Annotated in this window: 13 protein-coding genes; 8 read left to right on the top strand and 5 right to left on the bottom strand. The window is 64.4% G+C overall.

Annotated elements, in window-relative coordinates; translation table 11 throughout:
- Position 1: 1 nt before the first annotated feature.
- Together AC1DCF_RS05795 and ddaH are read right to left on the bottom strand one after the other, a co-directional pair.
- Positions 2-1,630 (bottom strand): LLM class flavin-dependent oxidoreductase, encoded by a 1,629-nt coding sequence (locus tag AC1DCF_RS05795; protein WP_477210195.1) that lies wholly within the window; start codon positions 1,628-1,630, stop codon positions 2-4.
- 220 nt (positions 1,631-1,850) lie between these two features.
- A complete protein-coding gene (ddaH, locus tag AC1DCF_RS05790; protein ID WP_477210194.1) occupies positions 1,851-2,708 on the bottom strand; it encodes a dimethylargininase in 858 nt (285 codons plus the stop codon).
- A 216-nt stretch (positions 2,709-2,924) separates the two neighbouring features.
- Here ddaH and AC1DCF_RS05785 point away from each other — a divergent pair, with 216 nt between their 5' ends.
- The gene (locus AC1DCF_RS05785; protein WP_477210193.1) at positions 2,925-3,362 is read left to right on the top strand and encodes an Lrp/AsnC family transcriptional regulator; all 438 of its coding nucleotides are present in this window, start codon (positions 2,925-2,927) and stop codon (positions 3,360-3,362) included.
- Positions 3,363-3,376: 14 nt separating this feature from the next.
- Here the strand turns inward: AC1DCF_RS05785 and AC1DCF_RS05780 are convergent, their stop codons facing one another.
- Complete coding sequence (locus tag AC1DCF_RS05780) at positions 3,377-4,183, bottom strand: cyclase family protein (protein WP_477210192.1); 807 nt, start codon at positions 4,181-4,183, stop codon at positions 3,377-3,379.
- A 161-nt stretch (positions 4,184-4,344) separates the two neighbouring features.
- Here AC1DCF_RS05780 and AC1DCF_RS05775 point away from each other — a divergent pair, with 161 nt between their 5' ends.
- Complete coding sequence (locus AC1DCF_RS05775) at positions 4,345-5,184, top strand: PaaX family transcriptional regulator (protein WP_477210191.1); 840 nt, start codon at positions 4,345-4,347, stop codon at positions 5,182-5,184.
- Between the two features lie 23 nt (positions 5,185-5,207).
- On the opposite strand, the gene AC1DCF_RS05770 is transcribed toward AC1DCF_RS05775, so the two are convergent.
- Positions 5,208-6,206, bottom strand: a complete 999-nt coding sequence (locus AC1DCF_RS05770; protein WP_477210190.1) for an AraC family transcriptional regulator — start codon at positions 6,204-6,206, stop codon at positions 5,208-5,210.
- Between the two features lie 171 nt (positions 6,207-6,377).
- Between AC1DCF_RS05770 and AC1DCF_RS05765 the strand changes: the two genes are divergently transcribed.
- The 6 genes from AC1DCF_RS05765 to AC1DCF_RS05740 all read left to right on the top strand — a co-directional run bounded on the left by AC1DCF_RS05765 (position 6,378) and on the right by AC1DCF_RS05740 (position 14,290).
- Positions 6,378-7,163, top strand: coding sequence for an SDR family oxidoreductase (locus tag AC1DCF_RS05765; RefSeq protein WP_441789422.1), 786 nt, complete (start codon positions 6,378-6,380; stop codon positions 7,161-7,163).
- 33 nt (positions 7,164-7,196) lie between these two features.
- Entirely contained in the window at positions 7,197-8,450 is a 1,254-nt protein-coding gene (locus tag AC1DCF_RS05760; protein ID WP_477210189.1) for a styrene monooxygenase/indole monooxygenase family protein, read from the top strand.
- Between the two features lie 28 nt (positions 8,451-8,478).
- Entirely contained in the window at positions 8,479-10,203 is a 1,725-nt protein-coding gene (locus AC1DCF_RS05755) for a styrene monooxygenase/indole monooxygenase family protein (protein WP_477210188.1), read from the top strand.
- Between the two features lie 46 nt (positions 10,204-10,249).
- Positions 10,250-11,833 carry a phytoene desaturase family protein gene (locus AC1DCF_RS05750; protein WP_477210187.1) on the top strand — a complete coding sequence of 528 codons (1,584 nt, stop codon included), beginning with the start codon at positions 10,250-10,252 and terminating at the stop codon, positions 11,831-11,833.
- A 253-nt stretch (positions 11,834-12,086) separates the two neighbouring features.
- A complete protein-coding gene (locus tag AC1DCF_RS05745; RefSeq protein ID WP_477210186.1) occupies positions 12,087-13,745 on the top strand; it encodes a thiamine pyrophosphate-binding protein in 1,659 nt (552 codons plus the stop codon).
- Between the two features lie 59 nt (positions 13,746-13,804).
- Positions 13,805-14,290 (top strand): VOC family protein, encoded by a 486-nt coding sequence (locus AC1DCF_RS05740; protein WP_441789417.1) that lies wholly within the window; start codon positions 13,805-13,807, stop codon positions 14,288-14,290.
- Between the two features lie 93 nt (positions 14,291-14,383).
- Here the strand turns inward: AC1DCF_RS05740 and AC1DCF_RS05735 are convergent, their stop codons facing one another.
- On the bottom strand, positions 14,384-15,760 hold the full coding sequence (locus tag AC1DCF_RS05735) for a purine-cytosine permease family protein (RefSeq protein WP_477210185.1): 1,377 nt from the start codon (positions 15,758-15,760) through the stop codon (positions 14,384-14,386).
- Between the last annotated feature and the right edge of the window lie 48 nt (positions 15,761-15,808).

The raw sequence follows: 15,808 nt of genomic DNA, 5'->3' as shown, positions 1-15,808 counted from the left end.
GTCACACCTGATTGCCGTAAAAGCCAAACCGCGCGAGCGGTTCGACCAGCTCGCGCTCCTCGTAGCTCAGGTGCGAGAGCAGCGTGTCGGTGAGCACGTCGACGGCCTCCTGCAGCTCGCTGAAATCGTCGGGCTGCAGGATGAACCGCACCAGCGCCGCATCCACCCCCTCGAGCACCTCGTGAATGATCAGGTGCTCATCCTCGAGCCGGTCGATCACCGGCGCCAGGCCCTCGTCGCTGGCGCGAAGGTGCGGAAAGATCGCCTCGTCTTCGAGCGAGTGATGCCCGGTGACGACCCGGCAATATGACGCGCAATAGGCGCCCAGGGTCCATTCGTTCTGCCGCATCGTCATGTCGTTGATGGTGGATCGTGCGTCGCCGACCTCCATCGCGCCCTGCCGCACCTGCACGATGATCTCGCGCACCTGGGCGAGCTCCTGCCGGAGGTGATCGTGCACCTCGATCAGATGGGCGCCGACCGCGCGCCCGGTGTCGGTATAGATCACGCCGGCCGGCGACGCGGGCGCGAGCGGACGAGTGTCCTCCTCGAAGAGACGTTCGTCGCTCAAACGGATGCCGTCATCCGGCGTCGGCACCAGGCCGAGTCCCGGTGCGAGTGCGGGGGCTGCGGGCGGGCCGGCGTCGCCCCGCTCACCGGCGGCAGCAGCCACGAACTCCCGCTCGAGTTCTTCCATCGCCACATCTGCCGCCGTGACGGCCGTCTGCGCGCGCCGCTCCCGTTCCGCGGCGACAAGCTCGCGCACGGCCGGCGCCACGTCCTCGGCATAGCGCTGGATGGTCGCTCCGTCGTCGGCCGCCAGAATGTAGCCGCTCACGCCGTACTCGAGGCTGATCTCGGCGAGGTCTTCGGCCCAGTGGCTGGCCGGGCCGTTCAGCAGACCGCGCGCGACTGGCGCGAAGGTGCCGCCGATATTGAGCAGGCGACGCACGGCCTGCGGGTCACGCCCCGCCTCCTCGGCACCGGCGTCGATCTGGGCATTCAGGTTGATCAGATCACTCGGGCCACCCTTCAGATAGCCGAGTGACGGCAGCCAACCGTCGGCGGCGCTGCCGGTGAGGCGCAGCATCCGCGGCTTGTAGGCGCCGAGCCAGATGCCGATCGAGTGCACCGGCGCCGGCCCGCGTTTCGCGCCGTCGGCCGAGTACCAGGCGCCGCGCTGGTGCACGCCGCCGGGCCGATCGACGGCCCAGATCTCGCGCACGATCTCGATCGCCTCGGCCAGTGCGCTGACTCCTTGGCCGGGCGTCAGCCGGCGGCCGCCCGAGGCTTCGATGGCGTCCCAGAACGCACCGGTGCCCATTCCGAGTTCCACTCTGCCGCCGCTCAGGATGTCGAGACTCGCGGCGCTGCGGGCGATCACGACGGGCTGCCGCAGCGGCAGGTTCAGCACATTGGGCACCAGGTGGATGCGCTCGGTGCGGGCCGCGAGATACGACAGCAACGTCCAGGCGTCGAGGAACGCCGGCTGATACGGATGATCCTGGAATGTGACGAGGTCGAGCCCGGCCCGGTCGGCCAACTGAGCGAGCGCGACGACGTTTTCAGCGTTCGCTGCCGTGGGCGTCGTGAAGGTGCCGAAAAGCAGATCGTGCCCGTAGTCGGTCATGCGCTCAGCCTACGCAGGCGCGCAGCCGGTGGTCGAGTCTGTCGAAACCGCTACGCGCCGAGACCGATGGTCGAGCTTGTCGAGACCCCAGGCGGCCGATCCCGAGACGCGACGAACGTTCAGGGATCGGCTCGCGGGATCTCGACAAGCTCGACCACCGGATCGGCTCGATCAGCGGATCGGCTCGATCAGCGGATCGGCTCGATCAGCGGATCAGAACTCAGCGCCGCAACTCCAGCGTGCAGCACTTCACTCCGCCACCGCCGAGCAGCAGCTCGGACAGGTCGACGCCGATCGGGTTGTAGCCGCGCTCGCGCAGCTGACGCTCGAAGTCCGTGGCGCGGGAGGCGATGACCACGTTGTAGCCGTCGGAGAAGGAGTTGAGACCGAGGATCGCGGCATCCTCTTCGGTGACGATGACGGCATCCGGGTAGCGCGTGCGCAGAATCTGCAGGCTCGGCTCGTCGAATGCGCTCGGCAGGTAGGCGATGTTGCCGTCGGCGGCGCCCGGGTCGAGCACCGCGATGGCGGTATCGAGGTGGTAGAAGCTCGGGTTGATCAGGTTCAGCGTGATGACGTCGCGGCCGTAGATCTCGGCGAGTTCGACGTGGCTGTTCGACGCGGTGCGAAAGCCCGTGCCGGCCAGGATGACGTCGCCGACGAGCAAGAAGTCGCCCTCACCCTCGTTGATCTCGACTGGCTCGCGCACGTCGAAGTCGGCCTCGCGGAACCAGTCCATGTAGGCGGGCCCCTCCGGCTGGCGCTCGGCATAGGTGAACTTGGCGCCGTAGGCGATGTTGTCGATGACGAACCCACCGTTTGCCGCGTAGACCATGTCGGGCAGGCCCTCGATCGGGTCGATGAGGTGCACGTCGAAGCCGAGGCCGACGTAGGTGTCATACAGGGTCTGCCACTGGGCGACGGCGAGCGAGGTGTCGGTGGGCAGCGCCGGGTCCATGTAGGGGTTGATCCGGTAGACAACGGTGAAGAACTCCGGCTTGCACATCAACACCGACCGGGTGATGGGCGTGCGCGTCGGCACGGCTGAAACCGTGGCTTCGTCGAGATCGATTGACATAGTGACTCCTTCATCGGCGTTCGGCAGCGCACGCGCTTACGAACTTCACTTGATGGCGGACCAGGTCACTCACGAGAGCTCGTCGCGTCCGATTCCCGGCCGCGTCGAGACGCCAGAACCAGTCTCACACGACACGATTCGACGTTTCCCGCTAATTCGCGCAGATAATCCGCGCAATACACCGCGATCGCGCAACGATCTAGCTAGACTTGTCCCATGGATAACCTCGACCGCAGCATCCTCGACCTGCTTCGCCAAAATGCGCGGGCCGGATACGGCGACATCGGTGGGGAAGTCGGGCTGTCGGCGTCGGCCGTGAAACGGCGGGTTGACCGCTTGGTTGCCGACGGTGTCATCCGTGGATTCACGATCCAGGTCGATCCGGCGGTCGACGGGATGGCCACCGAAGCCTACGTCGAACTGTTCTGCCGCGGCACCGTCGCCCCCGACGAATTGCTGCGCATCCTCTCCGGTGTGCCCGAGGTCGTCGATGCCGGCACGGTCACCGGCAGCGCCGATGCGATCGTGCACATCAGGGCGCGCGACATCCCCGGCCTTGAGGCGGCGCTCGAGAAGGTGCGGATGGCGCCGAACGTCGACCACACCCGCAGTGCGATCGTGCTCTCCCGCCTCATCCACCGCAGCCTCGACTAGCGCCACCGCTCGGACTACTGGCGGCGGTCGACCAGCGCAATCACTCGTGCGGGGCTGCCGGTGCCGCCGACGATCGGCAGGGGGCTCACGATGAGAACGCTTCCGGTCGCCGGGAGCTTGTCGAGATTTTGAAGCGACGTGATCCCATACTTGTCGTGACCAAGCAGGTGGTAGTGCATCGGGAACGGTGGGTCGAATGCGCCCGCGTTGCCGGCATCGATACCGACGGTCTCCGAGCCGAAGCCTGAAATCGGAGTCTCTTCCGCCAGCCATTTGGCACACTCGGCGGAGACTCCTGGCGTGTGCGAGCCGTTTTCGTCGACATTGAGGAACTGCTCCTGGTTGTTCGCGAAGCGGTCCCACCCCGTACGGAGAAGCAGCCAGGTGCCCGCGGTCAGCTCGCCGTTCTCCCGTTCCCATGCCTTGACATGTTCGATCTCGAGAAGGAAGTCAGGGTTCTGCTCCACCTCTGCACTGACATCGATGACGGACGCCGTTCCGATGAGTCGAGGGAGGGGGATCTGCGAGACGTCGTGTCCGTCGCGGCCACTGATCCAGTGCACCGGCGCGTCGATGTGAGTGCCGATGTGCTCGCCGGTGTGGATGTTGTTGTGCCGCCAGAACGGGCCGGGCTCGTTGTAGGCGCTGACCTCCTCCAGGCTGAAATCGATGAGGTTGGCGAAAGGCGCGGGCAGACGAAGTGCCGGGGTGGTGCTGCTCAACGGATTCGTCAGATCGACAACGTCAAGGTCACCGCTGGCGATTCCGGCGACCAGGTCGACCAGAACGGTGGCGTCAGTACTCACGGATGAAGTCGTCATTGTCTCGTCCTTTGTGGGAGGGCTACCTGTATCGATCATCTAGGGTCGATGCGAGGGATGAATAGAGTCATAATGTTTCATTTTTGCGACGAACGCAACGAAATACGCATATTCGACATTCAGAGCCACCTGCAGTGCAGCCAATGGGATGGATACCACGTATGACAGGTCAAGCCCCTGCTCTCCGGAGCCAGCAGCTGATCCTCACAATTTACGGTCTCTATGCCCGGGAGGAAGGTTCGTCGCTTCCCGTTGCCGGCCTGGTGCACCTTCTAGGCGATTTGGGTGTCGATGCCCCCGGGGTTCGCTCGTCGGTATCCAGGCTCAAACATCGCGAAATTCTGCAGAGCACCCGAGAACACGGAAATGCCGCCTATTCGATCTCCCCGGATGGCATGCAGTTGTTCATCGATGGCGATGCCCGCATCTACGCGCCCGTCCGAGCCCTAGCCGAGGACCCCTGGCTCCTCGCGGTGTTCTCGGTCCCGGAGGACCACCGCAACAAGCGCCACCTGCTCCGCACAGCACTCACCCGCCTGGGATTCGGCTCGGTGACATCCGGAGTGTGGATCGCACCGATTACCGTTCGGGAGCAGACAGAGCATCAGATTTCTCGTCTTCACCTCGACGAGTATGTGAGATTCTTCAGCGCTGACTCGCTGTCCTTGGAATCTGGCGCCGCACTCGTTGCAGAGTGGTGGGACGTGGACAGCTTGAGCGCGCTCTACCTCGACTTCATCGATCGCTACGCTCCTCTGCGGGAGAAGTGGGCAGAACGGGTCGGAATCGATGCTGATCCCTCCGCCGCACGTGACGCCTTCGTCGACTATGTGCCGATGTTCACCCAATGGCGCCGGCTCCCCTACCTGGATCCGGGACTCCCGCTTGAGTTCCTGCCGAAGAAGTGGAGTGGACAGGTGGCAGAGCAACTGGTCGCCGAACTCGCCGAACTCATCGGACCGCTCGCCCGCGAGCACGCGCGGAGCATCATTCGGCGCTGAGTTCAGCGCCTTGAATGTGCCAGCTAGCGCCTGAGCGTCGAGGACGGACTCTCGCCATAGGCGGCCCGATAGCGGCTGGAGAACCGGCCGAGGTGCGTGAATCCGCAACTCAGGGCGATTTCGGTCACGCTCTGCCGCGTCGGGTCGCCGGAGGCCAAACGAGCTCTGACCAGCGTGAGCCGAGCCTCCAGCAGCAACGTCGTCACGGTCGAACCCAACTCCTGCTGTGTTGCGATCTGCAGCGAACGCAGGGGAACCCCGAGTTCCTGCGCGATGCTCGTCGGTGTCAACGGCTCGGCGCTCCGCGCATCGAGTACGGCGAGCAGCCGGCGCACGAGGCGGCTCTTCTGGTAGCCAGACAGGGCGGCCTGCTCAGGGGCTCGTTCCGTCGCCGCCAGGAGAAAGCGCATCATGATCGCCTCCTGTACCAGGGTCCTGGCGAATGGATTTGCCGCAGCGTTGCTTCCGCTGTTCACGTCCTCGTGCATCGCCGCGACGATCCCAGCGAAGGCCGCTCCGGCCGGGGTCGTCAGGTCAAGCGACGTCGGAAGCGGGGAGCGCCCTCCCGCGTGATCCGGGAACATCGCGGTGGCGACGCGGTCCAGCGCGGCGACTCCCATGTAGACGATGAGGTGCGGCGTTTGCCCGTGCCATGTCAATCGAAATGGCGCATCGACTGGCGGGATCGACGCCTGTCCACGTGTCGTGCAATGGGTGCGCCCGCCCACCTCCAGCTCGGCATGCCCAGAGAGGGGGATCTGCACAAGCACGAAGCTCGACAACGGCTCGGCAGAGATTCGCACTGCTGTTCCATAGTCGAGCAGGTTGAGCCCGACATCATCCTGCTGCGCCGAACGCAGCTCGAAAGCGAGCCGGCGTGGTCGCTCGAGCGGCTGAAGGTCGTGTGGCACGAAGAGCCTGCTGATCGTGTCTCTCGCGGACTCCGGATCGTGCGTCATCACCGTCTGGAGGGTGTCCAAAATGGTTTCCGCCTGGAATGGCGTTGCGGCGACAGTGCCCATGTGACGATCGTCGCACAAGTGACATCTTTTGTCGCGATGCGGATAAGACGTGCGCGTCATGGATAGCCGACGGACTCCGGCGCGGAATAGCGTGCCACTGTCGACGATGCCAGGGGTTGCTTCACCACTCCCATTCCGGTGTCTCGCATCGAACCTGAGGAAAGGATGGGCATGAGCGAGCTGTTGGGACGAGTCGCTGTTGTCACCGGAGGTGCCACGTTGATCGGCCGCGGGGTCGTTGAGTGTCTCCGAGACGCGGGCGCGACAGTGATCATCGCGGACATTGACGACGTGGGCGGAGAAGCTGCGGCGGCAGGTGACGGAATCTCTTTCGTCAAGACCGACATCACCGACGATGCGGCGATCGCCGCATTACTTGACCATGTCGGGACGACGCATGGTCGCCTCGACATCCTCGTCAATCTCGCTGCAACGTACTTGGACGCGGGGCCAGACTCCGGACGAACCGACTGGCTCGCCGCGTTGAACGTCAACCTGGTCAGCGCGGCAGTGCTGGCACACGCGGCGCGGCCGATGCTCGAGGCGAGCGGGCACGGCGCCATCGTCAACTTCACCTCGATCTCCAGCAGCGTTGCGCAGACCGGGCGTTGGCTCTATCCCGCAAGCAAGGCAGCGCTCGTGCAGCTCACCCGCAGCATGGCAACCGACTACGTGTCATCGGGCATCAGGGTGAACTCGGTGAGTCCTGGCTGGACCTGGTCGAAGATCATGGATGACCTTTCGCAAGGAAATCTGGAGAAGACCAACCAGGTCGCAGCGCCATTTCACATTCTCGGCCGCGTCGGGTTGCCGACCGAGGTCGGGGCCGTCGTCGCTTTTCTCGTCTCAGACCGGGCGAGTTTCGTCACGGGCGCCGACTGGGCTGTCGATGGTGGATACTCCGCACTCGGCCCCGAACAGGCGTCTGAGGCAATCGCACTCCTCGCTGCCAATTAATCCCCTCGATCCACACACACGAAAGGCGTTCTCATGACCAGGAGCATCACCATCATCGGAGCCGGTCAGTCCGGTCTACAGCTCGGCCTTGGGCTGCTTGGTGCCGGATACGACGTCACCATCATCTCGAACAGAACACCAGAAGAGATCGCGAATGGCCGGGTCTCCTCCAGCCAGTGCATGTTCGACAAGGCCATCCAGCATGAGCGAGACATCGACGCAGATTTCTGGCCAGACGCCCCGAGCGTGAACGGTATCTCATTCACGATCCCGCACCCGGAGCTCCCGGGCGAGAAGGCAATGAGCTGGGCATCTCGCCTGGACAGCCCCGCGCAGTCGATTGACCAGCGGGTCAAGATGCCGGCGTTCATGGAAGCGTTCGAACAGCGAGGCGGTCGCATCCTCTACGAAGACGCCGGAGTCGCTGAGCTGGAGAGGGAGACGAGTCGGGCCGACCTGGTCATCGTGGCGGCCGGAAAGGGTGAGATCGCTCGCCTGTTCGAACGAGACGACGCGCGAAGTGTCTACGACGCGCCACAGCGGGCCCTCGCTCTCACCTACGTGAACGGGCTCACACCGCGCGACGAGTTCAGCGCTGTGTCGTTCAACCTCATCCCCGGCGTCGGCGAGTACTTCGTCTTCCCCGCCCTCACCACCACCGGGCCCTGCGAGATCATGGTTTTTGAGGGTGTTCCAGGCGGTCCGATGGACTCCTGGCAGGGTCTTACTCCCGAGCAGCACCTGCAGAACTCGCTACACATCCTGAAGACCTTCCTCCCGTGGGAGGCCGACCGCGCAGCAGATGTCGCGCTCACCGACGATCTCGGGGTGCTCCAGGGACGGTTCGCCCCCACGGTGCGCCACCCTGTCGCGCAGCTTCCCTCCGGAGCGCTCGTGCTCGGTCTGGCCGATGTCGTCGTCGTCAATGATCCGATTACCGGCCAGGGGTCAAACAACGCAAGTCACTGTGCGGCTTCGTACCTCGAGAGCATCATCGCTCACGGCGACAGAGAATTCGACCGCGCATTCATGCAACAGGCGTTCGAAACATTCTGGACGTATGCAGGACCGGTCACGCGCTGGACGAACACCATGCTCGCCCCACCCGCTGAATTCGCTGTCAACCTGCTCGGAGCCGCCGGGGTCTTCCCTGAAATCGCTCACCGTTTCGCCAATGGCTTCAACTCCCCGCCCGACTTCGAAGAGTGGTTCCTTGACCAGAACAAGGGCACGGCGTACCTGGAGCGGGTTGCGGCAGAAGCCGCATTCACGCCCGTGACGTCTTAGCGTCCCGCCGATCGAGAGTAGAAACGCAATGCACACGATCGCAATTGTGGGTGCTGGGGAATCCGGGGTGCAGCTTGCCCTCGAGCTTCACCGGAACGGCTACGCGGTGACCTTGATTTCAGACCGCGATCCAGCCGAGATCCTCACCGGCAACGTCATGTCGAGCCAGTGCGTCTTCTCGGGAGCGTTGGCGGTTCAGGCGCCCCTGGAGATCTCCTCAGTCACCCCGGTCGATCCGGGCAGCCCGGAGGTGCAGCTGGAACGCATCTCGCTGACCGTCGCTGGCGCGGAGCCACTGGCGTGGTCCTCCCCTCTGGACTCGCCGGCGCGGTCGGTCGATCAACGAGTGAAATGCAGTGTGTGGATCACCGACTTCGTTTCCGAAGGCGGCACCCTCCTCATCGAAAAAGTGACGGTGGGGAGGTTGGAAGAACTCACCCGCGTGCACGATTTGGTCGTTGTCTCAACGGGCAAGGGCGAGCTTGGCCAGATCTTCACCACCGATCGGTCGCGATCTCCCTTCGACAAACCGCAGCGCGCTCTCGCACTGACCTACGTCACCGGGGTGGAACCGGATGCCGAGCCCGGCATCCGGATGACCATCAAGCCGGGCGTCGGCGAATTCTTCACCTTCCCCGGCATCACGACGAGCGGGCTCTGCCAGATGATGGTCTTCGAAGGGGTTCCCGACGGGCCGATGGACTGCTGGACCGGCGTGGCTTCCCCGGCGGAACACCTGCAGAAGTCCCTGGAGATCCTCGCGGAGCACTTTCCGGAGGAGGCGGCGCGATTCACTCGTGCGCAGCTCACCGATGACGGAGGAACGCTACGCGGATGGATCACACCGACGGTGCGGCACGCCGTCGGAACCCTGCCGTCCGGTCGCCATATCTTCGGCCTCGGGGATGCGGTGGTGCTCAATGACCCGCTCACGGGGCAAGGCTCCAACAATGCGACGATGGCCGCCCGCTACTACCATGACGCAATTGTCAGGCAGGGTGACAAGCCATTCGACCAGGAATGGATGAAGCGCACCTTCGACGAATTCTGGCGGGGGTGGGCGCAATGGTCAGTCACCTGGACCAACTCAATGCTCAAGCCGCTGAAGGAACACCAAATCAACCTCCTGCGGGCAGCCGAGCATCATCCGGCTCTGGCGGGCGCCATCGCCAGCGGTTTCGACGATCCACGCACGCTCTTTCCCTGGTGGTACGACGCGGCAGAGGCAGCAGAGTTCACCGAGCAGATGGCGGCTGAGGACACCTCCACGTTCGACCTGCGCGACTTCCGAAGCGCACTCGGCCAGTTCGCAACCGGCGTCACCGTGGTGACGACGCGGGGAGCCGATGGGCGCAAAGTGGGGATCACCGCGAATTCCTTCACCTCGGTGTCGATGGACCCGCCGCTGGTGTTGTGGTGCCCCAGCAGTCGGGCACCGAGCCTGGGTGCCTTCGCCGAATCGACCCATTTCGCGGTGAACCTCCTCTCGTCAGGGCAGCATGTGCTCTCGCGACAGTTCGCCACGCCCTCGGACGACAAATTTGCCGGCGTGCTCACGAGGAATGGAATCGGCGGGATACCCATCCTGGAGGGAACCGTCGCAACTTTCGAGTGCCGCACGGTTGCCCGATACACCTCGGGGGACCACGAGATCTACATTGGCGAGGTCGAATCCTACGCCGCCCCCGGCGGGGATCCGCTCGTCTTTCACGGCGGCGCGTATCATGCAACGGCAACCCACCCCGACTTCTGAGTGAGTGGGCGCGCGCCGGTGAGAACGGTTTCAAGGAGGAAACGTCATGTCGAGCACTGTTGAATTTGTCATTATCGGATCGGGGGTCAACGGACTCGTCGCAGCGGCGGAGCTCGCCCTGGCCGGACGCTCGGTGATGGTGATCGAGCGGAACGAGAGCATCGGCGGCTTCATCGCGTCGGGCGAGCGCACCGTTCCCGGCTACATCCATGACACCTATTCCTCGTGGCATCCGCTTTTCGTCGCCAGCGCCGGCTACGGCGTGCTCGGCGCGGAGCTGCACCGTCACGGACTTGAGTACTGCAACACCGACGACGCGGTGACGGCAAGCATCTTCGACGGGGGCCAGGTGTCGATCGCCTATCGAGATGTCGAGCGCACCGTCGCCGGGTTTGAGCACGATGCTGACAAGGTGGCCTACCGAAAAATGCTGGCCGAACTCGGCGGGCGAGCGGATGTCGTCTTCGGGGCCCTCGGCGCCGAACTGCGCTCTGCGGCGCTGGTGAAACTCGGCCTGAAACTGCTGCGACGGGAGAAGATCTCCGGCAGCGAAGCGTTCGTGCGCGATGCAGTGACGAGTGGCCGATCCTATGTCCGCGGCGCCTTTATCGGACGCGAGGCCGACCAGTTGTGGTCGCCGTGGCTGCTGCACGCCGGGCTCAGCCCCGATCACGCCAGCGGCGGGCTCATGTTTCCGGTCATGGCCATGACTATGCACAACTTTGGGCTCCCCGTTGTGCAGGGTGGTGCCGCTAACTTCATCGGTGCGTTCTCCCGGCTGTTCGCCGAACACGGCGTGCAGACCCGGCTCGGAGCGGCAGTCGATCAGATCATCGTGAGGAACGGAAAAGCCGTCGGTGTGCGCGTGGGAGGTGAAGTGGTTCTTGCTTCACAGGCGGTCATTGCCAGCGTCACTCCGCAAGCGCTGTACGACACCCTCCTGCCCGACACCGCGGTGAAGCCGGACGTGCGTGACCAGGCTCAGCGGTATCGCTACGGCCGAGGTGCAATGCAGATTCACGTCGCCCTGGACCGCCCGCCGGCGTGGACTGACGCCCGCCTGGGCGAGGTCCCGCTGATTCACGTCAGCGACGGGGCGTCGAGTACGGGGATTGCATGCGCCCAGGCCGAGGCCGGCCTCCTGCCCAGCGCTCCGACGATCGTCGTCGGCCAGCAGTACCTGCTCGACCCGGCGCGCGCACCTGAGGGAGCGGCAACGCTCTGGCTCCAGCTCCAGGAAGTGCCATACACGCCGGTCGGTGATGCCGGAGGCACACTCGACACCACCGGCGGCTGGACGCCGGAGCTTGCCCGCGCCTATGCAGAGCGCGCTCTGGCGCGGCTTGAGCAGTTCGCCCCCGGACTGCGTGCGAGCGTGCTCGGCATCGACGTGATCTCCCCGGTCGATCTGGAGGCGGCGAACCCGAACGCGGTTGAGGGCGACCCCTACGGCGGTTCGGCGGAGCTCGATCAGAACCTCCTCTGGCGCCCGCTGCGGAGCGCCGCTCGGCACCGCACCTCGGTTGCGGGACTGTGGCATATCGGGTCATCCACCCACCCCGGCCCCGGGCTCGGTGCCGGCTCCGGCCACCTCGTCGCCCAGTCGCTCGTGCGTTCGCGTGCCCGCTGAGCTCGCCCTCTCACCGAGGTTCACACCAATTTGTGACAGAACCTTGACGAACGTCACAGAGTCTATATATTAGAAATTGTTGGGATCGCACTCATCGACGACTCAGTTTCTCGTTACGGCACGAATCGCCCGTGTCTCCGCACGCCGACCGGCGAGGTGGGGATGTCTGGCGGGGTGCTTGTGCGCACCAACCAGGTCGCCAACGTTCTTGTCGACGGGGTCGATTCATGCATGAGATGAAGGTGGAACGAGCATGAACGTTGCAGAACTTGTGGGGCGCACTCTCGCGCAGCTTGGCGTGGGACACGTCTTCGGGGTTGTGGGAAGCGGGAACTTCACTGTCACGAATACCCTGCGTCAGCACGGCGTTCCCTACACCGCGGCCCGGCATGAGGGTGGCGCCGCCACAATGGCCGACGCCTACTCCCGAATGTCAGGTCGACTCAGCATTGTCAGCACCCACCAGGGTTGCGGCCTGTCCAATGCCATCACCGGGATCGCCGAGGCAGCGAAGAGTCGCACGCCGATGATCGTGCTCACCGCCGACTCGCCGGCCGCCGCGGTTCGAGCGAATTTTCGAATCGACCAGGATGCCTTGGCACGCAGCGTGGGTGCCGCTGTCGAACGCGTTCACTCCGCGGAGAGTGCGGTCGCCGATACGGTGCGCGCCTACCGTCGGGCTGTCAACGACAGGCAGACCGTGGTACTGAGCCTTCCCATTGATATCCAGGCGCGGCCCGCTCCGACGGAAACTCCCGCCGCGGTCACGCCGCTGCCGGCCGCGCAGCTGATGCGCCCCACCGACGAAGCGGTTCACGCGCTGACCCTCCTCCTCCGGGACTCCCAGAAGCCCGTTTTCGTTGCCGGGCGAGGCGCACGCCATGCGGGGGCGCAACTCCAGGAACTGGCCGCGCAGACCGGAGCCCTGGTGGCAACATCCGCCGTCGCCAGTGGACTGTTCGTCGATGACGAGTTCTCCCTGGGCATCTCGGGAGGGTTCTCCTCTCCGACGACAGCCGCTTTGATCAGCGAGGCCGACCTCATCATCGGCTGGGGCTGCACACTCAATATGTGGACGATGCGGCACGGCAAGCTCATCGGGGCCGACACCGTTCTCGTTCAGGTTGATCTTGACGACGATGCCCTCGGCGCCAACCGCGCAATCGACCTGGGCGTGCGCGGAGACACCGGCGCCACGGCCCGAGAGATGCTCGCGGCGGTCCGTGCGCTCGAGGCGACCCCCACTGCCAAGTTCCGCACCCCCGCGGTCTCAGCGCTCATTGCCGAATCCTCCCGGTGGCGGGATGTACCCGTCGATGATCTGTCCACTCCTCACTCGATCGATCCCCGACTACTCACGATCGAACTCGATCGCATCCTGCCGGCCGAGCGCATCGTCTCGGTCGATTCCGGCAACTTCATGGGTTATCCGGCGACCCACCTGTCGGTTCCGGATGAGTTCGGCTTCTGCTTCACCCAGGCGTTCCAATCGATCGGGCTCGGACTTCACACGGCGATCGGTGCGGCACTGGCCCGACCCGATCGACTGCCGGTTCTCGGCACCGGCGATGGCGGATTTCTGATGGGGATCTCGGAGCTCGAAACCGCGGTGCGCCTCGGCCTTCCGCTCGTGGTGATCGTTTACAACGATGCGGCGTACGGCGCCGAGGTGCACCACTTCGACCAGGGCGACAACAGCGTCGACCTCGACACTGTCAGTTTTCCGGATGTCGACATCGCGGCGATCGCCCGCGGTTTCGGCGCCGCCGGCATCACGGTGCGCGGCATCGAAGACCTGTCTGAGGTCGAAGCGTGGCTGCGCTCCTCCCCCTCGGCTCCGCTCGTGATCGACGCAAAAATCGCCAGCGACGGCGGCGCCTGGTGGCTGGCCGAAGCGTTTGCCGGCCACTGAGCCCACTCCCACACAGCATCGAACCTCACCACCAGTACGCACCGCGAAAGGAACATTCCGTGATCCATCCCACAGCGTTCTCCCATGTCGGGGTGACGGTTCCCGATCTCGACAAGGCTGTGTCCTGGTATCAGGACACCTTCGGCATGTACCTCGTGGCCGGGCCGATCGAGGTTCTCGAGGATGACAGCCCTCTGGGCCGTGCTGCGTCGGCGATCTACGGCGTGGGCTTCACGAGCTTCTCCTTCGCCCACCTCACCTGGCCGGACGGCATGGGTCTGGAACTCTTCACCTTCGCCTCACCGGAAACCTCTGCGCGAGAGAACAACTTCGAGTTTTGGAAAACCGGGATCTATCACCTCGCGCTGACAGCACCTGCCTTCGCCGAGACCATTGCGCGCATTGTTGAGAAGGGCGGTCGGCAACGTTCTGAGCCGGTCATCATCAACGCCGACCGCGGGTACTCCGTTGTTTATTGTGAAGACCCGTGGGGAACAGTCATCGAACTGTGCTCACACCCGTATTCGCAGATGTGGGCCGGATAGCAGCTGAGGTGAGCGCCGGCCGGGGCGACACGCATCCCGGTTGCCAAAAAAAATACGGCCGAGAGGAGAACTCCTCTCGGCCGTATTTGTGGTTTAGCCGCGGGGTTCTGGAACCCGCTCAGCTGCCGACTGGCGGTCGCCGGCATCCGCCTGGACCGCCGAGCGCCGCGGGGGAAGGACCGTCATGCGAAGCAGCGGGTAGAGCACGAGAACGATGACCAGGCTGACCACGAAGCCGAGCGGTGTGACGCCGGTCTCGGAGAGCACAGACCCCGCCACTGAACCGACGATGACGGAGATCACACCGGCCCAGTTGACCGATTCCATCTCGGAGGCGACGGCGGGGCGCCGCTTCCTGACGATGAAGAAGTCGGCGATGATCACGGTGGCGAGCGCCGTCGTCGTCACACCGAGGATGCCGAGGAAGCTTCCGAGGAAGCCCAGAATGTTCCCGGCGATCATGAGCAACGCGATCACGTTTCCGAGGATCACCATCGAGAGCCGGCCCGGGTTCTTGCCCGTGACGCTTTCGAAGAGGTTCGAGAGTGACAGCGAGCCGGAGTAGGTGTTCAGAACCTGAGCCTTGACCTGCGCGACGTACATGAGGATGAACCCGAGAACACCGAACAGGATGATGAAGTAGGCGCCGGTGTTGTTGGCGATCATCCAGGAGATCTTGTCCTGAATGGTGTCGCCGACCTGCGATTGCGCTGCGGCGGGGTTGTCGGTGAGGAAGGCCGTCACTGAATTGCTGCTGGCGTGAACGATGACCGCACCGAGGATGACGACGACGACGTCAATCATGATCGAGCCGCCGATCGCGAGAATCCCGACATCCTTCGTGGACCGCGCGTAGCGTGCGTAGTCGGCATCAACGAGCGCCAGGGCTCCGGCGCTGCCGGCCAGCATCGAGATCACCAGGCCGAAGTTGGCCACCGGGTCGCCGGTCGGGTCAAGCGGCCCGGCGCTGAAGATGTCGCCGAGAGACATCGGCGATCCGATCACGGCGAAGACAGCCATGGCGACGGTGAGAGCAACGAAGCCGATCAGCAGAATTGTTGACGTGCGCTGCACTGCCTTCATCCCGTAGATCGTCAGCACGATCCAGCCGACGGTGAGAACGCCGTAGATCAGCACCGCGTTCCACAGCGTCGGCTCCCAGCCGAACATGAAAAGCGTGCCGTAGTAGAGGAGTGCGTTCTCCAGCGCCAGGAAGCCGAGGATCATGAACGCGAAGACGAGCGAAGCGAGCACGGACCCTCGACGGCCGAGCCCGTAGTGTCGCGCCGTGACGGTGCTCGAGGTGCCGGACACGTAGGCCACATGTCCGACGAACCAGCCCAGCGTGCCACCGAAGACTGCGACGATGACACCAGCCAGGATGCCCCAGCCGACGCCGGCGATCATCGTCACTGCCGCAGCGATTGCGATCTGAACAAGAGTCGAGGCGATGCCGGCTGTGTTTGTCATCAGCCCCCAGCCTGATTTTCGCTCGGAAAGCGGAACGGGTGTGAGCGC

The sequence above is a fragment of the Leifsonia sp. 10L418 genome (assembly GCF_056395445.1).
This window is presented reverse-complemented; position numbering and strand designations above follow the sequence as displayed.